We start from the raw sequence: 21,255 nt of genomic DNA, 5'->3' as shown, positions 1-21,255 counted from the left end.
CACCTCTTCTTAGAATCCCATTTTCTCAGCTTTCGCAATCACATCTTCGATCGAACCGACACCACGGAAGGCATCCTCAGGCAAGTGGTCATGCTTCCCATCCAAAATTTCCTTAAAGCCACGAACAGTTTCTGCAACCGGTACATAAGAACCTGGTTGACCAGTAAATTGTTCCGCCACGTTAAAGTTTTGAGACAAGAAGAATTGAATACGACGGGCACGAGCCACCAAGGTCTTTTCATCATCAGACAATTCATCCATCCCCAAGATGGCAATGATATCTTGCAGTTCATGGTAGCGTTGAAGGACGCGTTTGACCTCAGAAGCCACTGCATAGTGCTCTTCTCCGACGATGTCTGGAGAAAGGGCACGAGAGCTAGATGCCAATGGATCCACGGCAGGGTAAATCCCTAATTGTACCAATTTACGCTCCAAGTTGGTCGTTGAGTCCAAATGGGCGAAGGCTGTTGCTGGGGCAGGGTCTGTATAGTCATCGGCTGGCACATAGATGGCTTGGATCGATGTAACAGAACCTTTATTGGTTGAGGTAATCCGTTCTTGCAATTGTCCCATTTCCGTTGCCAAGGTCGGTTGGTAACCCACGGCGGAAGGCATCCGTCCCAAAAGGGCTGATACTTCTGAACCGGCTTGGGTGAAACGGAAGATATTGTCGATAAACAAGAGAACATCTTGACCTTCTACATCACGGAAGTATTCCGCAATAGTCAAACCAGTCAAAGCTACACGCATCCGTGCTCCTGGCGGTTCGTTCATTTGTCCAAAGACCATGGCTGTTTTTTCGATAACGCCAGATTCCTTCATTTCCCAGTACAGGTCATTCCCTTCACGGGTCCGTTCTCCAACCCCTGTAAATACAGAGATCCCACCATGCTCTTGGGCAATATTGTGGATCAATTCTTGAATCAAGACGGTCTTTCCAACTCCGGCACCACCAAAGAGTCCGACCTTCCCACCTTTCAGATAAGGGGCCAAGAGGTCAATGACCTTGATCCCTGTTTCAAGAATTTCTTCTGAAGTAGAAAGCTCATCAAAGGATGGAGCTTTTTTATGAATGGATTCACGAGGAGCATCTTCTGGAAATGCTTCTTCCAAGTCAATGGTATCTCCCAAGACGTTAAAGACCCGTCCAAGAGTTTCTTTTCCGACAGGTACAGAGATTGGACGACCAGTGTCCAATACTTCCATCCCACGAGTCAAGCCATCTGTTGATTCCATGGCAATGGTGCGAACGACACCATCCCCAAGTTCAAGAGCTACTTCAAGAACGACTTTTGATTTTTGTTGGTCATTTTTATAGACTACAAGCGCATTATTAATCTCAGGGAGTTTATCGCCCGCAGCAAAAGCTACGTCAACGACAGGACCTACAACCTGAGAAATTTTGCCTAAACTCATGTCATTCTCCTATTCTATTAAGTTTCTAAGCTTATTAATAACTGCGATCAAGCTTATTTTTTTATTGTTAAAATGTGCATCGAATCAACTACTCAAGCGCACTCGCTCCTGCAACAATTTCCGTAATTTCTTGCGTAATGGTTGCCTGACGAGCTCGGTTGTATTGAATGGTCAATTCATCAATTACTTTCTTGGCATTGTCTGTTGCAGTTTGCATGGCCATCATACCGGCAGCATTTTCAGCTGTTTTAGCATCAATAATGGCTCCATAAATCATACTTTCCGCAAACTGTGGAAGCAATTGATCCAAAATCGCATCGCGGTCTGATTCCAACTCCAGATTCAAGATATAATCTTCATCTGCTTCATTGGGGTCCAAGTCAATAATCGGAAGCATTTGCTCTACCCGCAATTGACTGGTCAAACTATTGACGTGGTGATTATAACAGACATACAATTCATCAAACAATTCATTTTGATACATTTGGACTGTCTTATTGATGATCTTCCGCACTTCATCAAAGCTTGGTTGATCCGCTAGGCCACGTAGTTCATAAACCGGCTGAATGCCTCTTGCTCTAAAGAAATCTGCTCCAATACTTCCAATACAGATGACTTCAAAATCCTCACCCGTTGGATGGTATTCTTCCTTCAATTCCATGACTGACTTGAGGATAGAGGCGTTGTAGCCTCCCACTAGTCCACGGTCAGAAGTGATAACAATATAAGCAGACTTTTTGACAGGACGACTCTTTAAAAATGGATGGTACTTAGCATTCTCAGCCTCGTGTCCATGTAAGAGGTCTGTCAATAGTTTACGAACCTTAGATGCGTAAATTTGGAAGTCCTTGGCAGCTTGCTCAGACTTCCCAAGTTTGGCAGCAGATACCATCTGCATAGCATTCGTAATTTGACTGGTATTCTTTGTCGATGCAATTTTATTTTTGATATCATTTAAAGAAACTGCCATCTGCCACTCCTATTTCTATTTGAAACTTGATTGGTTGACAAAGTCAGTAATCACTGCATCCATTGTTTCTTCACTTGGAAGATCTTTGGTCGTACGAATGGTTTCAAAGATTTCTGCATGATGTGCTTCTACAAAGGCAAACAATTCCTCTTCAAAGCGAAGGATATCATCAACTGGTACACTATCCAAGAACCCATGTGTCAAAGCATACAAGATCACCACCTGTTTTTCGACAGTTAATGGTTCATGGACCGGTTGCTTCAAGACTTCTACAGTCCGGCGACCACGGTTCAACTTGGCTTGAGTAGCAGCATCCAAGTCACTACCAAACTTGGTGAAGGCTTCCAACTCACGGTAAGAAGCGAGGTCAATACGGAGAGTCCCCGCAACCTTCTTCATAGCCTTGATTTGAGCTGATCCACCAACCCGTGACACAGAGGATCCCGCATCGATGGCTGGACGAATTCCTGAGTTAAAGAGGCTATCTTGCAAGAAGATTTGGCCATCCGTAATCGAAATCACGTTAGTCGCGATATAAGCGGAAATATCTCCTGCTTGTGTTTCAATAATTGGAAGCGCAGTGATGGATCCACCACCTAATTCATCCGATACTTTCGCAGAACGTTCCAACAAACGGCTGTGAAGGTAGAAGACATCCCCTGGGAAGGCTTCACGTCCTGGCGGACGACGAAGAAGAAGGGACAATTCACGGTAAGCAACGGCTTGTTTTGACAAATCATCATAGACGATCAAAACGTGTTTGCCATTGTACATGAACTCTTCGGCCATCGCAACCCCTGCATAAGGTGCAAGGAATAGCAATGGAGACGGTTGTGAGGCTGATGCTGTCACGACAATGGTATAATCCATTGCTCCATACTTGCGAAGTGTTTCTACTTGTGTCCGAACCGTTGATTCTTTTTGTCCAATTGCGACATAGATACAGATCATGTCTTGATCCTTTTGGTTCAAGATGGTATCGATGGCAATAGAGGTTTTCCCTGTTTGACGGTCTCCGATGATCAATTCCCGTTGGCCTCGTCCAATTGGAACGAGGGCATCAATGGCTTTCAACCCAGTTTGTAGAGGCTCTGAGACAGATTTCCGTTGCATAACACCAGGAGCTGGTGTTTCAACTGGACGGAATTTATCTGTCACGATTTCTCCCAAGCCATCCACTGGCTGACCGAGAGGATTGACAACCCGACCGATTAAGGCATCCCCAGCAGGGACTTCCATGATTTTACCAGTCCGACGGATCGAGTCTCCTTCACGAATATCCGTAAAGTCTCCGAGGATGATAATCCCGACATCTGTCGTTTCCAAGTTTTGCGCCATTCCGTATGAGCCGTTTTCAAAGATCAACAACTCACCACTCATTGCATTTTCAAGGCCATGAGCACGCGCAATCCCATCACCAATATAGGTAACGACTCCGGTCTCTGTGACGTCAAAATTTGGCTGGAAATTTTCAATTTGTTGCTTAATTAAAGCGCTGATTTCTTGTGCGTTAATCGCCAAAATTCACACCACTTTCTATTTCAAATTTGCTTTTATGACTTGCAATTGACGTTTTAGACTGGTATCAAGCGTCTTGTGATTTGCTGAAACCACAAAACCACCAATCAAATCTGGATCCAATGTTTCTTTCAGAGAACGAACTTGAATACCAAATTTCTTTTCAATAATAGGGATCAACTTCTCTTTTTGAGCCTGATCGAGTTCTGCAACCGAAGATACGGTTACTTCGAAACAGTTGCTCACCTGTTGAATTTGCTCCATACTAACTCTGACAATATCATAAAATAAGGCTTCACGATGATTGAGAATAACCACTTCAATCAAATGGTCTAGTAATGCTGAATCCGAGTTTTGGAAAAGTCGCAGACTCTTCGCCTTCTCTTCATCCTCTACACCGATATGAGCTAAAAATGCAGCAAGGCCTGTTTCCTCAAAAACAGCCTTTATTTGACTTAATTTTTCATAAACGTCATCTTGCTGATTTTTTTCAAATACCAATTGAACAAAAGGCTGGGAATATTTCTCAATTACCATTAATTGCTTTTTGTCCATTAGGCATCTCCTAATTCATTTAGGTAGCGATCGATCAGTTGGCGATGGCCTTCAGAGTCCAACTGTTGGCTTAGCAATTTCCCTGCTAAGTTAACGGTTAGATCTGCGACATCCCCCTTGATACTGTTCATCGCTTCTTCTTTATTTTGCGAAATTTCTAATTGCGCTTTTTCTTTCAAGCGAAGAGCTTCTTGGTTAGCTTCACTGAGAATATGAGCCTTATTTTTTTCGGCTGTTTCCTTAGCCGTTTCAAGAATCGTTGTAGCTTCTTGACGACTACCTGCCAACTCTGCTTCGCGTTTTGCAGCTAGTTCCTCAGCCTTTTTACGGGCTGCCTCTGCTTCGTCAATATCGTTGGTGATTTTTTCAGCACGCGCATCCAAAATACTGGTAATATTGCCCCAAGCATATTTCTTTACTAAAAAGATTAGTAATAGGAAGGAACCAGCGATCAGAATAAAGTCACCAATAATGGTACCAATAGTTAAATCCATCTTCTACTCCTCCTCTACTTACTCTTCCTCACCGTTTATTTTTTTACCAATGTACATCGAAGACAACATGGTAAATACATAAGCTTGGATACATGAAATGAAAATCGAAAAGGCTGTCCATAACATGCTTCCAACAAAGGCTGCTGGATACCAATAAAAAGCCAGTTGCGACAAGCTTAGTAACAAGGATGCTAAGACTTCACCAGCAAAAATATTCCCGTAGATCCGAATCGCTAAGGATGCAAAATTGGTCACCTCTTCTAGGAGGTTCATCGGGGTCATAAATCCTGGTGTTGCAAAAGCCTTCAAGTATTCCTTAATGCCTCGGCGACGAATTCCTTCCACATGAGCAATCAGGGTGATCAAAAATGAAAGAGATAGGTCATATCCAAGGTTAGCCGTTGGGGAAGTCCATAAGTTATAACCGTTTGTTGTCTGAATTTTTGCCATCAAGCCAATATTATTGGCTACCAAGATAAAGAGAAAGAGAGAAAACAAAAATAAAGAGTAATCCTTCATATAATGTTCCCCAATGTTTCCCTTGGTAAAACCGATAACAAAATCATAAACCATCTCCAGAGCATTTTGCTTGCCCTTTGGACGAAGGGTCATTTTGCGACTTGCCCAATAGACAAAGGCAAAGACCGTCAAAACAGTTACAAGAGACATGGCAAGTAGGGTCAAATCAAAGGATACTGGTCCAATATTTAGGGTTGGATTCACACTTTCTTCCAAGGTTTGACACCTCCTTTTCTAAATAGAGTTGTCTATTTAATAACGAAGGCCATGGCCAAAGTTACAAAGAAAGTACCTTCGACAAAGGCAACACCAAGGATCAAAAGACTACGCAATTGACCAATAATTTCTGGTTGACGTGATGCAGATTTGAACAGATTGCTCATCATCAAACCTTCTGCAAGTGACACACCAAAGCAGGCTAAACAAAGACCTAAAAATGTTAAATTCATGATGAATTCTCCTTTTATAAATTTTACCTCCTTAGTTTACTCCTAAAAGATATAATAGTCAAATGTTTGCTTAGAAAGAAAACGTTTTACTATGATTCTGTCACCACTTTTAAAATACTTCTTGCCAATAGCGTTCAAAAGATTCTCATTATCTTTAGACACTTTGTCTATTTTTGTATTTCACACAAATTTATATTATTTTCATCAGAAGAGGAGGCATTATTACCAAGGATAGAAAAAACTCACCTGACGAGCAGATGAGCATTTTCTTTCTATTTAAAAATAGAGGTTTTGAAACTGTCTGTTTGTTGCAGCAATTTCTTAAAGACTTTTTCTTTCAGTGAAACCGTATTGTCAAACTTGACAGAGCCGTTACTTAGGGTAGCCTTATCTTTATCAACTGCTTCAGCAAATGCACGTTTCAAGTCTTCATAAGTGCTGTAAGTAGTGCCATCAACTTCAATAGCCTGCATTCCATTTTTGGCACTGGTCACAACTTCATTGAAGTATGCTTTCTTCCAATCTTCAAGGGTAGTGAATCTTCCATCAGAAATCTTCTGAATTACGAAGTCATCTCCTAGAGTGGCAAGTCCAGCTTGTTTGGACTCTTGTTTATACTTGTTTGAAGCATAACCTAGGAATCCTTTTTCATAGCCATAATAGCCCCAAATCCTGAAGGTATTGTGTTTGAAGGACATAGCTCCAGGAGCCCCTTCACTGGTGTTCCCACCATAGATACCTGTCATCATCGGCACAGTCACATAGGCTGAACCAAAGTCAGATGGATTATAGACTCCATTACCAGGACCACGATTGGTCATGAAGTTGTTGGTGATGAGATCATCTACTGTATGTAAGGTGATGGCTTTTTCCTCATCACTCAAAGGACGCACCTTATCAAATTGATTCTTGGTGTTAGCCCCTCGGTATTGCTTGTCAACCTTCTTGAACCAAGCATTGTTTAATGCCTGACTGCCTTTGTTGAGGACGGCTTCCCCTTCTAGGTAATCCAGAAGCATGAGGGTGTCATTATAGCCCTTCATGTAGCGATCAATCTCCTCGCGTGAGGTGAGATTATTTGGATTGGTATTGTACCATTGGTTTCCATCGTTAGGACGTTCATAGGCCATGTTGAGACCTAAGGCCTTGTATTCCCCATTTGGATTGGATACGGATGGTGTTTGGAGCATACCTTGGGCAAAGGCTTCAATATCGGTTCCTTCACGGTGTCTCCAACCACCTAAGTAAACCATGCGGTCATTGACGTGCGTCGTTTCGTGGGTAAAGGCAGAAACCCCAAAGTCACTGATCATATCAGTCACCATAAAGAAGACAGAGTCGTCTTTATATGGGTTTCCGTAAATTCGCGCCACTGCTCCCATCCGCCAATCTGTCGCATGGTAACGATCGGTTGGACCATACAACTCCCGAATTGGAGCGACATCTTTACCACTGTTGGTATGACCATAACGATCTGTACTAATGCCCTTGTAGTTTTGGTTATCAAGGACAGGGGTCGGCACCATATTATTGCTCTTCAAGAGTTGATTGCGTACCTTATCCGTTGCTAGACGTGACCAGAAATCTAGGTAATTCTGTTGTCCTTTAGCCACCTTATCAATTTCGGCTTTGAAGACAGTTCGTTCTGCTTCCGTGTTCTTGCCATATTTCTCGAAGGAACTATAGGCCATGGTATTGTAGGTTGAAATCAAGAACATATGAGCATCTTTTAAGTTCAAGAGTGGCAAGATCATTTTACCGTGAACATCATTGTTTAAGCCCTCATAGGCTCTGTGTTTAGCAGACGCGAATGCTGGATTGGTCGTCTCAGGTTCCACAATATAGACATTGTCTTTGGTTGCTTTGATGAACCAATCATTCAAGTCTGTATCACTTGTAAAGAGCTCCATATTGTATTTCAGGAAGTCATTTAAGTTACCAGAAAGAGTCGATTTAGCCACAACTTCTCGGAAAGCATCGTGGGTACGAGTCCCTTTGATGTAGTCTTCTTTTGAACCAATTTCAATCAAACGGTCTAAAACATCGACATTCTTCCCATAGAAGTCTGGCTTGAACAACATGAGCTGCTTGATATTGAAGTTATCAAACTTAACTCCGTAGTAACGATTGAGGTAAGACAAACCAAGAAGAACAGCGGCCTTGTTGTCATCAACTTTCTTGATAAGGGCCCGTTTGGCAGCCTCATCCGTGTTCAATTGATGGTCTTGGTTTTCAACCAACTGTTTCACAAAGTGAGTCAAATTATCCTTCACCTCTTTGAAGGATTCTTCAAGATAAAGGTTCTTAATGGCATTGACCTTGTTTGGACCAGTTCTACCTAGGTGTGTGTAGATAGGATCTGATTGTAATTCGACGGGATTTAATGTTTCAACAATGGCACTAATGAGATCACTACGGTCCTTGTCAACCATGTTCGGTGTATAAACAACTTCACCGAGCTCCGCTACACTGTACTCTTTGACTTGTTTGACTTTTGAATCTTTCGGTAAAATGCTAAAGATATCTTTTGTCTTATCCGAGTAATGGATCAGAATGTGGTCGGCATCAGCCAATTCTGTCACAAAATCATTGCCCTTCATGGCCGTCACAGACAAGACTTCTTTTGTCAAGAGAGGACTTCCTGCAACCAATTTGTTTCCTTGGTCGACAATCCACTCTTTGTTGTAGAATGGTTGCAGTTTTGCAATATTGCGGTAAGCAAGTTTGCGAGCGGCATCGTAGCCATCAATTTCCTTGTATTGATCGTCTTTGTTAACAAGGTTATTGAGTTTATCTTCAACAGGTTTCGTACTTTCAAATTTATCAGCAGTAATCCCCATTGCTTCAATTTTCTGCTCAGCTTCTGCAAGGGAAATGCTAGGGATTTTACGGGAGTTGTTATAGGTTTTCTTACCTTCACTCACGTCCTCCACACTGTAATTGCGTTTGGTTCTTGAATAGGTGAAGTAATCATCTGCATCGATATCTGAGTGTCCGAAGACCATCTCACCTGTTTTAACTTTCATCATGGTGATGTTGTCTTCAATAGCCCCCAAGGCCCAGTTGGTCCCCAGTAAGCCACCAGATTGGACCGCTTCTTTTAGTTCGATCGAACCTTTAGCAACTGAATTTCTGAGAACTCCTTCTCTACCTAACGTATTGTTATTCCCACCATTTTGAGAAGAATAAACTAAACCTGCAGCTTTTGCTTTATTACCAGTAATTTCAGCATCAACGTAAGCTTTTTCTACGATACCTTTCCAGTTCTCGCCAACAACACCTGCTAGATAACCACCTTTATTCCCAGCAGCGTGTAGTTTCCCGATAAAGGCAACATTACTGACCTTCCCACTACCATCAATTTTATTGATAATACCAGCTACATCGTTGTTTCCAACAACGCTTCCTGTTACTTTAACATTTTCGACAGTAGCATTATTTTTGATGACACCTGCGATTGGTGCTACTCGATCAAATCCAGGCATGTCAATGTTAACATTTTCAAGCAAGAGATTCTTAACAGTACCACCTTCGATGTTTCCAAACAATGGACGCGTAATGTTATGGATGGCATATTTATTCCCATCCGTACTTTCTAAAATCCCCTTGAAGGCATTGGTCACATAGGATTTTCCTACTGCTGGCACATTGGCCGCATTCATATTGCTACCAAGCTTAAAGGTACCAGTCGGATTGGTTTGCATAGCTTTTACAAGTTCGTTGAAATCGTAGTAGACATCTCCTTCATGAGCTTTTGGCTTCGCAATGTAGTGGACATAGTCCTCACTGAACTGCTTATCTGCTGCTCGTTGGATGAGATCAGGTGCTTTAGCAGTCACCTTGTATAATGCTTTTCCATCAATTGTGACTTCTTCGATTTTATCAACGGCCAGTTTTGTAACCTTATTATCATGGGTGGTAACCTTTAAGTAATAAGGTTTCACATCTGAAGGTGTCTCTGACAAGAGGCTACGATCGGTCTCAAGGCCTTGGTCATCCACGCTAATCAGACTGGTTTCCTTGATGTTTTTGACTTCAACTTTTTTAAGGTCAAGTCTTAGTGGTTCTTCTTTGAGAACCTCTTCTTCATCCCCATTTCCACGATCATAGACCATGGTCGTTGCAAGCGTATAATCCTTGTAGTAGTCTAAATCCAGTAAGGCTGCTGCTAAATCAGACTCTGAAAGGGCAAAAGTTTTCACCACTTGATTGCCCTTCTTCAACACCGCCTGCATGGACTTGATGGTCACACCCTCGGGTTTGTCTAAATGATAGGAAGCCCTAGCACTGCGCTTTAATTCTTCCTTATCGACCTGGGTCAAGGTCAAGGTTGGCTTGGCTAGTTCTTTGGTCCCTTTTTGAATGATCCGATCTTGGGCTTGTTCAACTACTTCCTCCGAAACCGTTGGAGCATCCGCAGTTTTTACACCTTTAATGGTCTTATAGACCTTGGTGATTTTCTTCTTCCCATTTCTTCCTGCTTGAGAAACCGTTTCTCTTCCTTTTAGTAAGGTAGCATCTTGTTCGGTTACCGTCTTAAATGGAATTTCCTCAAAAGCAACTTCCTCTATTTGGCCTTCAATCGCCTTGGTCCCACGACTAATTTTTTCTGTCACAGGAGCTTTTACCGTTTCAGTTGTCGTGCTGAGAGGCTCTCCAACTTTCTCGCCATTGACCGTTTTATAGATACGACGAATTTCCTGGCTCCCAGCCTCTCCTTTTTGAAGGATACTTTCTTCATCAGTATAGCGGTCCGCATCTAGTACATATTCAGTTTCATACGGAAGGAGCACCGTTTCTGTTTCTGTAACTGTTCCTTCCGTTATTTGGTAAACTGGGTTCTCTGGCTGAATTGGGGATTCACCAACATGACCTTCCTCTTGCGTGCCCTTGGCTTCGATGACACCAGTATAGGCGGGGTTCTCTGGCTGAATTGGGGATTCACCGATATGGCCTTCTTCCTGCGTTCCCTTGGCTTCGATGACACCAGTATAAGCTGGGTTCTCTGGGTGTACAGGAGCTTCGCCTACATGGCCTTCTTCCTGCGTTCCCTTGGCTTCAACGACACCGGTATAAGCTGGATTCTCTGGCTGTATAGGAGCTTCGCCTACATGGCCTTCCTCTTGCGTCCCCTTGGCTTCAACGACACCGGTATAAGCTGGATTCTCTGGCTGTACAGGAGCTTCACCAACATGGCCTTCTTCCTGCGTTCCTTTAGCAGTTACAACTGGAGCAGGTTGAGGACTTGGTTGAATCTCCTCCTTTGTTCCAATAGCAATAATTTGTGGAACTGCTTCTTTTGTTACAGTTTTTTCAAGTACTTTGCGAACTTCCTGACCATTTACCGTACTCACTTCCGTTAAAACAGTTTGTTCCCCATTTTGCCCAGCTCTTAGAACCGTCGTTTGACCTTTGGCCAAAGTAGGATCTGGTCGTTCTACAGTTTCAAATGGAATACTTTCTGTTGATACTTCAACTTTTGGCTTTTCCACTACAGGGAAACTAGGTCCTTCTTTTGGTGTAACCTGAGATAGAGTCTCCTCTTTCGTTGTAGGTTGATAGAGATCGAAGATTGCCGGCTTTTCTTCAACTTTCACGACAGGCGCTTGCCCATCCAATTTAGGACTAGCTGAATATCGGAGATAGCCGACATAGTCATAACCTTCAATCGGAATGACACCATTGGCTAATTCTTTACTACTTGCAATTGAAAGAGTTTGATTGTAGCTTCGTAATTCAATATTTTGCAAGGCCGCAGCATCGGTAGACAAGAGCAGACTTTGCCCCATGGAACCAATTAATAAAAGTCCCATTACTTTTTTACGATGTTTCTTGGACAGCAAAAGAACTGCAAAGGATGCAGTCGATAAACTAAGCCCCGCAATCGCCAATTCGGTCGTCCCTGTTTGTGGCAGTATACCTTGACTAAGTGTTTTCTTCTTATAGACCAGATAAAAGGTGTCTTCATTTTGATATTCTTCAGGAATAGCACGAATCACCTGAGCTTGTTCCTCAGGAGTCAACTCGCTTTCCGTGACATACCCCATATGAACTGTCGCTTCTGCCGTGAATTGATCAGCTTGTACTGAAGGCGCTCCTAATACACTCCCTGCAAAAAGAAGGGCTCCAATAGCAACCGGACCCACTCCGACGGATAATTTTCGAATCGAATACTTGGTAATCTTTTCAAAAGCTTGTCTTCTTTGTTTCATCCTATAACTTCCTACATAGTAATATTTGTAAATCATAGGAAGTCTCATTTATTTTTGGAAAAGGTCAACACTTTCCCTAAACCAGCTTCCCGTGATTTTTTACCTTTATCTATCTTATCTTTTTTCGTATCTTTTAGCAACTTATTTTACTTAGATTTTTTCCTTTATTTCATTCCCTATATTTTAGTTGCAACTTCTTACTTCCTCAAGAAAAAAACGCCTAAAAATAGGCGTTTTCATTCATCTTATAAGGACTGATAGAGATCCGCATAGTGTTGACTAGCCGTATCCCAAGAGAAATCACGACTCATGGCTTCTCTTTGGAGACCGTACCAAGCATCCTTATCATGAGTATAAACTGTCAAAGCTTGGTCGACAGCCCAATTCAACCAATAACCAGATAGGTTGTTAAAGCTAAAGCCAGTACCACTGCCATCAAGCACATTATAGGCTTGTACTGTATCTCGCAGTCCCCCTACCTCGTGAACCAATGGTAGCGTACCATAGCGCATAGCCATCATTTGAGATAGTCCACATGGTTCAAAACGACTTGGCATCAAGAAAACATCCGAAGCAGCATAGATTTCTTGCGCCAACTGGACATCAAACATAATATTGGCAGAGAGTTTATCTGGATAAGCTTGAGCAAACCAAGAAAAGGCATGTTCAAAACCAGGATCTCCCGTTCCCAAAAGAACGATTTGGATATCCTTTTGTAGAAGGTTGTGGAGTTCTTCAACCACCACATCAAACCCTTTTTGGCGGGTCAAACGAGAAACGATTCCAAACAAGGGAACATCATCACGAACCGGAAGTCCGACACGTTCCTGAAGAGCTCGCTTACTTGCTGCTTTTCCTGATAAATCATCTTTATTGAAATGATAGGTCAAGAGCGGGTCTGTTTCAGGATTGTAGAGGTCTGTATCGATTCCATTCACAATCCCCGTTAATTTACCAGATTCCATGCGTAAGATCTGATCGAGGCCACAACCATATTCAGCTGTTCTGATTTCATAACTATAACTTGGTGAAACCGTCGTCACACGATCAGCATAGAGGATCCCAGCCTTCATCCAGTTTAAGCAATCTTTCCAACGAAGGGTGCCATCTTCATAGCGCTCAAATCCAACTCCAAACAAATCCCATAACATCCCTGGGTCAAACTGCCCTTGGAACTCCAGATTATGGATGGTCAAGACAGACTTAATACCATTGTAAGCTTGAATCCAACGGTATTTTTCCTTAAGAAGGAAAGGAATCATGGCTGTATGGTAGTCATGAGCGTGGATGATATCTGGAATGAAATCTACACGTTCCATCATCTCAAGCGCTGCCAATTGGAAGAAGGCAAAACGCTCCCCATCATCAAAATCTCCGTAGACATGTCCTCTAAAGAAGTACTTTTGATTATCAATGAAGTAGAAGGTAACACCATCTCTAAAAATACGTTTTACCCCAACATACTCACTTCTCCAACCTACCTTTGTAGTAAAGTGTAGCACATCTTCAACTTGGTCGCCAAATTTCGCCTCTACCATATCATAGTAGGGGAGGACGACACGAACATCATGACCTTTTTTAGCCAAGGATTTAGGAAGTGCCCCAATGACATCTCCCAAGCCCCCCGTTTTTGAAAAAGGAGCTCCTTCAGCGGCAACAAACAATAATTTCATTATCCAATATCCTCTGTAATCACAGCACCTTTTTTAATCACAAGAGGTGCTTCTTTGGTTCCACGAATGGTTACACCAGTCTCAACTACGACGCCCTTGTCAAGAATCGCATGCTCTACGACAGCTCCCTCATGGACAACGACTCCCGGGAATAAGAGACTGCTACGAATTTCTGCCCCCTTGTGTAGATGAACACGACGAGAAATGATAGAATCATGCACCAAAGCTTCGACAATGCTTCCTGATGCAAATTGCGAATTCTTAATTTGCGAACCAGGAGCATAGTAAGTTGGCTCTTCATTTTTCACCTTGGTATAAACTTTTTGATTTGGTGAGAAGAGAGACATGAATTTATTGGTTTCCAACATATCCAAGTTAGCGCGGTAGTAGGATTCAACAGAGTGAATATTGGCAATATAGCCAGTGTATTCGAATGCGAATGCTCCATATTCAACCGCTAAATCACGTAAGATATAACGCAATTTTTCTGGATGTTCTTTATGGATTTCTGCTTCTAATTTTTCAATCAACCATGGTGTATCAACGATAAAGATATCCGTTGACATATTATAGAGAGCATCTGGATCTGTTCCATCAAACAACTTTTGTCCACGTACATGATCTGTCTCATCGATTTCTAAAACCGCATTTACTTCAGAGATGTCACGATGATGCATTTTCTTGTAGACCACTGTGATTGGTCTGTCAACGGTATTGTGCAAGTGGAAGACTTGGTTTAAATCAATGTTTACTAAGATATCACAGTTAAGAGCGACTGTCTGGTTCGAACCAGAGCGTTTCAAATAGGTCAATAGTTGCTCATAATATTCCTTGCCAACGTTTGAACTTTCTACTGGAGTGTTGTAGATACCGAGATAGTAGTGGCTCAAAAGAGTTGACAAGCCCCACTCACGACCAGAGCGAATATGGTCAAAGACGGAACTGATATTTTCTTGCTGGAAGATACCAAATACACTACGAATCCCTGCATTAGCGAGGCTAGAAAGCGGGAAGTCAATCAAGCGATATTTCCCATCAAATGGCAGACTAGCAACAGGACGATGATCTGTCAATGACGACATATCATGGAAGCCTACTGTGTTTCCTAAAATGGCTGAATACTTATCAATCTTCATCTGTTGCTACCCCCACTTTTTCGTTATATCCAACGACTTGTACTTCTTCCGTTCCATCGATGACAACACCTTCTGAAACAACTGCTCCTTCACCGATAATAGCACGTTTAATCACAGCACCTTGACCGATAATGGCACCACTCATGATAACAGAATCTTCAACGACTGCACCTTTACGAACTTGTGCTTCCGTAGACAAGATAGAACGTTTTACTGTTCCGTCTACCAAGCACCCATCCACTACCAAGGAATCTTCAATATGGGCATGTTCGCCAAAGAAGTTTGGTGGTGAAATCAAGTTACGAGAATAAATCTTCCAGTGACGATCCCGGCTGTCCAAGGCATTGTTTGGATCAATATATTCCATATTCGCTTCCCAGAGAGATTCAATAGTCCCCACGTCTTTCCAATAGCCATTGAATTCATAAGCATAGACACTTTCTCCAGATTCAAGGTAAGTTGGAATGACGTTTTTACCAAAGTCAGACATATCGATGTCACTCTTCTCTGCAGCCACTAGCATGTTGCGAAGACGAGACCAGTCAAAGATATAAATTCCCATAGAAGCTTTTGTTGATTTTGGCTCTGCAGGTTTTTCTTCAAATTCGACAATTCGATTGTTGGCATCCGTATTCATAATTCCGAAACGGCTAGCTTCTTTTAAAGGCACATCCAATACAGCTACTGTAAGGCTGGCATTGTGATCTTTGTGAGACTGAAGCATGTCGTCATAGTCCATCTTGTAGATATGGTCTCCAGAAAGGATCAACACGTACTCTGGATTGATGCTATCGATGTAGTCGATGTTTTGGAAAATCGCATGACTTGTTCCTTCAAACCAACGATTTCCTTCACTTGCAGAATAAGGTTGAAGGATAGAAACCCCAGTATTAATACCATCAAGACCCCAACTAGAACCATTTCCGATATGGTTGTTTAAGGCAAGCGGTTGATACTGAGTAATCACGCCAACATTGTGGATACCTGAGTTGGCACAGTTGGATAAGGCAAAGTCAATAATACGATAACGTCCCCCAAATTGCACTGCAGGTTTGGCAATGCTTTGAGTGAGTTTTCCAAGGCGAGTTCCTTGCCCACCAGCAAGGATCAGAGCTAGCATTTCATTCTTCATTGATTACTCCTTTTTGGATTGACGAGACCTTCTTCCCACTTCTGAGAAGAGGTGCTGTAACTTCTTCTACAAAGTTAGGAATGGGATCATAGACTGCGATCAGTTAATCACCAACAACTATTTTTTTGTTTTAGACACATTGGAACGAAGTTTACGTTTCACTTTCCATACACTAGCTCCAAGAGCCGGTAAGGTGAAGGTCAAGGTTTGTGGATAATCTTTCCATAATCCCTCTTGAGTCTTCACTTCCTGGTTGTGCTCTTTCCAGACACCTCCCCATTTCTCTAATTCTGTATTCCAAATTTCTTCATAGACTCCAGCAACAGGGACGCCGACTGTAAAGTCCTTGCGCTCTACTGGGGCCATATTAAAGATACATAGCAGATGATTCCCTTTTTTATCCTTACGAGTAAAGGTCAAGACACTTTGATCTCGGTTATCTGCATCAATAATCTCAATACCATCATAGCTATCATCAATTTCCCAGAGCATCTTGTTATCTTTGTAGAATTGATTGAGCTGTGAAGTAAACTCTTGCATCTTGCGGTTCATGTCATCTTCTAGATTGAACCATTCTAGCTGTTCTTCAGACTTCCATTCTAAGAATTGGCCAAACTCTGAACCCATGAAGAGCAATTTCTTCCCTGGGTGACAAATCTGATAGGTCAAGAGGTTTCGCAAGCCAGCGAACTGGTTGTAGCGATCTCCCCACATCTTATGCATGAGACTCTTCTTCCCGTGGACCACTTCATCGTGAGAAAATGGCAACAAGAAGTTTTCCGAGAAGGCATACATAAAGCTAAAGGTCACCAAGTTGAAATCAAATTTCCGATAAATAGGATCTTCCTCGTAGAAGCGAAGGATATCATTCATCCAGCCCATATTCCACTTGTAGTCAAATCCTAAACCACCATACTCTTCTGGACCAGTGATCTTGGTGCCAGATGAACTTTCCTCAGCTACCATGATGACATCCGGATGTTCTGATTTAATCACAGCATTCATCCGTTTAAGGAAATGGATCCCCTCATAGTTGAGATTTCCACCATCAATATTTGGTGTCCATGGTCCACTATCATAGTCTAAGTAAAGCATGTTGCTGACCGCATCGACCCGAATTCCATCCAAATGATAAAACTCAATCCAGAACTTCACACTAGAGATGAGGAAGGATTGGACCTGGTTTTTCCCTAGGTCGAAGTTCAAAGCTCCCCAGCCATAGTTGTGGGCACGATGGTGATCCTGGTATTCAAAGGTTGGTGTTCCATCGTAATAAGCCAAGGCATCATCATTGATGGTAAAGTGTCCCGGTACCCAGTCCACAATCACCCCAATGTTATTCAAGTGACAAGCTTCCACGAAATCTTGAAACTCTTCCGGTGTTCCGTAGGTATGCTCTAAGGCAAAGTAACCCATCAATTGATAGCCCCAACTAAGCCCAAGCGGGTGAGCCATCACCGGCATGAACTCCACATGGGTATAGTTCATTTTTACCAAGTAAGGAATCAAGTCTTCCTTCAACTGAGCAAATGAATAGGGACTTCCATCTTCATTGCGTTTCCATGAACCGGCATGAACTTCATAAATATTTACTGGACGAGATCTAAAGCCAAGTTTTCTCCGTCTCGCCATCCAAAGTCCATCTTTCCATTTCCGTTCCGGAATATCTGTAATAACCGCTCCTGTTCCTGGACGTTTTTCCATGCGGACTGCTAAAGGATCCACTTTCATCAAGCGGTGGCCATTTTGTCTTGTAACATGGAACTTATAGATATCGCCAACTTGAGGTGCAGTTGTAAAAACTTCCCAAACACCAGCTTCGTTTCGCACCATAGGAATTTCATTTTCTTCCCATTGGGTAAAATCACCTACTAGGTGTACTGCCTGAGCATTTGGAGCCCATACACGGAAACTATACCCTTCCACACCATCTACTTGCTCTTTATGAGCCCCTAGATAATGTTGAAGATGAAAGTTCTCCCCAGTTCCAAATGTATACAATGCTTGTTTCGTATCCATTCACTCACCTCTCTCGCTTTTATGTAAGCGCTTCCTATTAGTATTATTCTACTATAAATAGTTGAAATATTCAAGATTTTTTCTTGAATAATACGATGAAAATTTATGAAAAGAATTTGAAACTTCCATTATTTCCCTGAAATTTTCTAAAGTAGATTCATAATTGTTCAGTTTTCAAACTATCTTTCCAATATTATACTATAAAAATAAGTGTAATCAAACCTATTTCCGAAATTTTTTAGAAAATTTAAATTTTTTATTTCGATATAGCGACACCTAGTCCATTTTTGTTCAGCTACTTCATTTAAAGAAACAAATAGACGTTTAAAACAAAAAAGCTACCACCTCTTCCGAGGTGATAACTTTTATCAGATTTTTAACATCAATTAGTCTACGTTCACGTATTCTTTAGAAAGTTCAAGAACTTCTTCCATTGTTGAACATTCAGTAAGAGCGCGGTTAGCGTATTCTTGCATCTTAGCTGTGTCAAGTTTCTTCATCAAGCTACGTGTACGAAGGACAGATGTCGCTGACATTGAGAACTCATCCAAGCCCATTCCGACAAGAAGTGGAACAGCAGTTTGGTCACCAGCCATCTCACCACACATACCAGCCCATTTACCTTCAGCGTGAGCTGCTTTGATCACATTGTTGATCAAACGAAGGATTGATGGGTTATATGGTTGGTAAAGGTATGAAACTTGTTCGTTCATACGGTCAGCAGCCATTGTGTATTGGATCAAGTCGTTTGTACCAATTGAGAAGAAATCAACTTCTTTGGCAAATTGGTCAGCCAACATCGCTGCTGCTGGGATTTCAATCATGATCCCTACTTCGATGTCGTCAGCAACGGCAACACCTTCAGCAACCAATTTCGCTTTTTCTTCTTCCAGAATACCTTTAGCTGTACGGAACTCTGTCAACAATGCAACCATTGGGAACATGATCCGCAATTTACCGTGAACAGATGCACGAAGCAAAGCACGCAATTGTGTACGGAACATTTGGTTACCTGTTTCAGAGATAGAGATACGCAACGCACGGTAACCCAAGAATGGGTTCATTTCTTTAGGAAGATCGAAGTAAGGAAGTTCTTTATCCCCACCGATATCCATTGTACGAACGACAACAGGTTTACCGTTCATACCTTCAAGAACTGCTTTGTATGCTTCGTATTGGTCATCTTCAGTTGGGAAGTCTTGAGAATCCATGTACAAGAATTCAGTACGATAGAGACCAACAGCTTCTGCACCATTTTCGTTCACACCTTCAACGTCTTTAGGTGTACCGATGTTAGCAGCCAACTCGAAGTGTTTGCCATCTGCAGTAACAGTTTTGGCATCTTTCAAAAGTGCCCATTCAGCTTTTTGTTTAGCGTAAGCTTCACCAGCTGCTTTAAATTCAGCGATTTGCTCTTCACTTGGGTTGATAACAACTTCACCAGTGATTCCAGATACAGCCAACACATCACCATCTTTTACAAGATCTGTGATGTTGTTTGTACCAAGAACCGCTGCAATTTCAAGTGTACGCGCCATGATCGCTGAGTGACTTGTACGTCCACCAATATTTGTAACAAAGGCTTTAACGAACTGTTTGTTCAATTGAGCGGTATCGGATGGAGTCAAGTCATGCGCAACCACGATTGCTTCTTCATTGATAGTTGCAGGGTTTGGCAATTTCTTACCAAGCAAGTTTGCAAGAACACGTTTGGTCACGTCGCGAATATCTGCTGCACGCTCTTGCATGTATGGGTTATCTTCCATTCCTTCAAAGATGGTGATAAACATGTCTGTGACTTCTTTTAAACCAGCCTCAGCATTCACCTTCTTCGTGCGAATTGTTTCCTTGATCTGACCAACCATTTCAGGGTCAGAAAGAACCATCATGTGAGCATCAAATACTTGTGCTGCTTCCTCACCAAGGCTCGCTACTGCATTCTCCCGAATAAGAGAAAGCTCGTTCTGTGAAGCTTCAAGAGCTGCATCCAAACGAGCTTCTTCTGCATTTGTATCTTCGACTGAGATCGTTTCAAATGACAAGTCGGGTTGAACAAGTAGATATGCCTTAGCAACGGCAACACCATCAGATGCTGCAATTCCTTTAAGCATTTCTGTCATGTTTATGCCAATCCTTCTTTTTCCATTGTTTCAGCGATTGCTGCAAGAGCATCATCAGCGTCAGCACCTTCAGCTGAAATTACAACGTCAGCTCCTTGACCAACACCAAGGCTCATAACACCCATGATTGATTTCAAGTTAACTGATTTACCTTTGTATTCAAGAGTAATATCTGAAGCAAATTTGCTAGCAGTTTGAACCAACAAAGTTGCTGGACGTGCGTGGATACCTGTTTCTGCCACGATGTGGAAATCTTTAGAAGCCATAGTTTGACTCTCCTTTTAAAATTAGTTTTTGAGTTATCTGTGATAACCCTTACAATTTGCTATTATATCATCTTCTTCATTATTTTTCAAGATTTTTATCACACACTTACTGAAAATACTTACAGGAAGCACTCATTTTTTCTCTTCTTTTAAACTACTTTTTTTACTTTCTTCTATTAAATAAATAGAATTGCTTTCAGGGACACAGTATATAGAATTTTAGGAAAATAGTTCGAATTCCTTTGACTTAAAAAACCTATATTTTATCACGTTTTCCTCAATTTTCACTAATTCTTACAATACTACATATTGTGGTATACTCCGATATAGTTAATTTACGTGCACAATATTTAGTTAAAACTCTTGACAAGGAAAAACCTTTTGTTTATACTAGATACAGATTTATGAATTTAGAGGAGTTAGATCACATTATGGTGACAATTTATTCAAAAAATAATTGCGTTCAATGTAAAATGACCAAACGTTTTTTAGATACCAATCACGTTGAATACCGTGAAATTAATCTAGATGAGCAACCTGAGTTTGTAGACCATGTGAAGAACCTTGGTTTCAACGCTGCACCAGTTATCCAAACGGCAGATGAAGTCTTTTCTGGCTTCCAACCAGCTAAGCTCAAGAAATTATCTTAACATTATCAAACAGGATCTGATTGGTCTAGGGAATGGAATACTGTAGTTCTCGACTACAGTATTCCCCTAGCCCTTTTACTTGTACAGGGGAGCTTGCCTCCCCTTTGTTTTTGAATTAGAAAAAGG

General features: G+C 41.8%; 15 protein-coding genes. 1 reads left to right on the top strand and 14 read right to left on the bottom strand.

What is annotated here, in order from left to right; translation table 11 throughout:
• Nucleotides 1–9 precede the first annotated feature (9 nt).
• The 14 genes from atpD to ADH27_RS07875 all read right to left on the bottom strand — a co-directional run bounded on the left by atpD (nucleotide 10) and on the right by ADH27_RS07875 (nucleotide 20,479).
• Complete coding sequence (atpD, locus tag ADH27_RS07940) at nucleotides 10–1,416, bottom strand: F0F1 ATP synthase subunit beta (RefSeq protein WP_006596622.1); 1,407 nt, start codon at nucleotides 1,414–1,416, stop codon at nucleotides 10–12.
• A gap of 88 nt (nucleotides 1,417–1,504) precedes the next feature.
• Nucleotides 1,505–2,386, bottom strand: a complete 882-nt coding sequence (locus ADH27_RS07935; RefSeq protein WP_006596944.1) for a F0F1 ATP synthase subunit gamma — start codon at nucleotides 2,384–2,386, stop codon at nucleotides 1,505–1,507.
• Between the two features lie 15 nt (nucleotides 2,387–2,401).
• The gene (atpA, locus tag ADH27_RS07930) at nucleotides 2,402–3,907 is read right to left on the bottom strand and encodes a F0F1 ATP synthase subunit alpha (protein ID WP_048717202.1); all 1,506 of its coding nucleotides are present in this window, start codon (nucleotides 3,905–3,907) and stop codon (nucleotides 2,402–2,404) included.
• Nucleotides 3,908–3,922: 15 nt separating this feature from the next.
• Nucleotides 3,923–4,459: a F0F1 ATP synthase subunit delta gene (locus tag ADH27_RS07925; RefSeq protein ID WP_048717200.1), complete on the bottom strand. Its 537-nt coding sequence runs from the start codon at nucleotides 4,457–4,459 to the stop codon at nucleotides 3,923–3,925.
• Complete coding sequence (atpF, locus tag ADH27_RS07920; RefSeq protein ID WP_023026624.1) at nucleotides 4,459–4,953, bottom strand: F0F1 ATP synthase subunit B; 495 nt, start codon at nucleotides 4,951–4,953, stop codon at nucleotides 4,459–4,461. Before atpF ends, ADH27_RS07925 begins: the two co-directional genes overlap by 1 nt.
• Nucleotides 4,954–4,971: 18 nt before the next feature.
• Nucleotides 4,972–5,688: a F0F1 ATP synthase subunit A gene (atpB, locus tag ADH27_RS07915; protein ID WP_048717198.1), complete on the bottom strand. Its 717-nt coding sequence runs from the start codon at nucleotides 5,686–5,688 to the stop codon at nucleotides 4,972–4,974.
• A gap of 32 nt (nucleotides 5,689–5,720) precedes the next feature.
• Nucleotides 5,721–5,921, bottom strand: coding sequence for a F0F1 ATP synthase subunit C (locus ADH27_RS07910; protein ID WP_023022742.1), 201 nt, complete (start codon nucleotides 5,919–5,921; stop codon nucleotides 5,721–5,723).
• Between the two features lie 272 nt (nucleotides 5,922–6,193).
• Entirely contained in the window at nucleotides 6,194–12,133 is a 5,940-nt protein-coding gene (locus ADH27_RS07905) for a ZmpA/ZmpB/ZmpC family metallo-endopeptidase (protein ID WP_048717195.1), read from the bottom strand.
• A 245-nt stretch (nucleotides 12,134–12,378) separates the two neighbouring features.
• Entirely contained in the window at nucleotides 12,379–13,806 is a 1,428-nt protein-coding gene (glgA, locus tag ADH27_RS07900) for a glycogen synthase GlgA (protein ID WP_048717193.1), read from the bottom strand.
• Nucleotides 13,806–14,942 carry a glucose-1-phosphate adenylyltransferase subunit GlgD gene (glgD, locus tag ADH27_RS07895; RefSeq protein ID WP_048717191.1) on the bottom strand — a complete coding sequence of 379 codons (1,137 nt, stop codon included), beginning with the start codon at nucleotides 14,940–14,942 and terminating at the stop codon, nucleotides 13,806–13,808. The genes glgA and glgD overlap by 1 nt, the downstream gene beginning before the upstream one ends.
• Nucleotides 14,932–16,074, bottom strand: a complete 1,143-nt coding sequence (locus ADH27_RS07890) for a glucose-1-phosphate adenylyltransferase (protein ID WP_048717190.1) — start codon at nucleotides 16,072–16,074, stop codon at nucleotides 14,932–14,934. The genes glgD and ADH27_RS07890 overlap by 11 nt, the downstream gene beginning before the upstream one ends.
• A 117-nt stretch (nucleotides 16,075–16,191) precedes the next feature.
• Nucleotides 16,192–18,093 (bottom strand): 1,4-alpha-glucan branching protein GlgB, encoded by a 1,902-nt coding sequence (gene glgB, locus ADH27_RS07885; protein WP_048717188.1) that lies wholly within the window; start codon nucleotides 18,091–18,093, stop codon nucleotides 16,192–16,194.
• 386 nt (nucleotides 18,094–18,479) lie between these two features.
• Complete coding sequence (ptsP, locus tag ADH27_RS07880; protein ID WP_048689268.1) at nucleotides 18,480–20,213, bottom strand: phosphoenolpyruvate--protein phosphotransferase; 1,734 nt, start codon at nucleotides 20,211–20,213, stop codon at nucleotides 18,480–18,482.
• Nucleotides 20,214–20,215: 2 nt separating this feature from the next.
• The gene (locus ADH27_RS07875; RefSeq protein ID WP_006596636.1) at nucleotides 20,216–20,479 is read right to left on the bottom strand and encodes a phosphocarrier protein HPr; all 264 of its coding nucleotides are present in this window, start codon (nucleotides 20,477–20,479) and stop codon (nucleotides 20,216–20,218) included.
• Between the two features lie 431 nt (nucleotides 20,480–20,910).
• Here ADH27_RS07875 and nrdH point away from each other — a divergent pair, with 431 nt between their 5' ends.
• Entirely contained in the window at nucleotides 20,911–21,129 is a 219-nt protein-coding gene (gene nrdH, locus ADH27_RS07870) for a glutaredoxin-like protein NrdH (protein WP_006596951.1), read from the top strand.
• Nucleotides 21,130–21,255 lie beyond the last annotated feature (126 nt).

This window comes from Streptococcus sp. 343_SSPC (assembly GCF_001072385.1).
In the GTDB taxonomy this organism is placed as follows: Bacteria; Bacillota; Bacilli; order Lactobacillales; family Streptococcaceae; genus Streptococcus.
The sequence above is the reverse complement of the archived record's forward strand: the minus strand, read 5'-3'. Positions and strand labels throughout refer to the sequence as shown.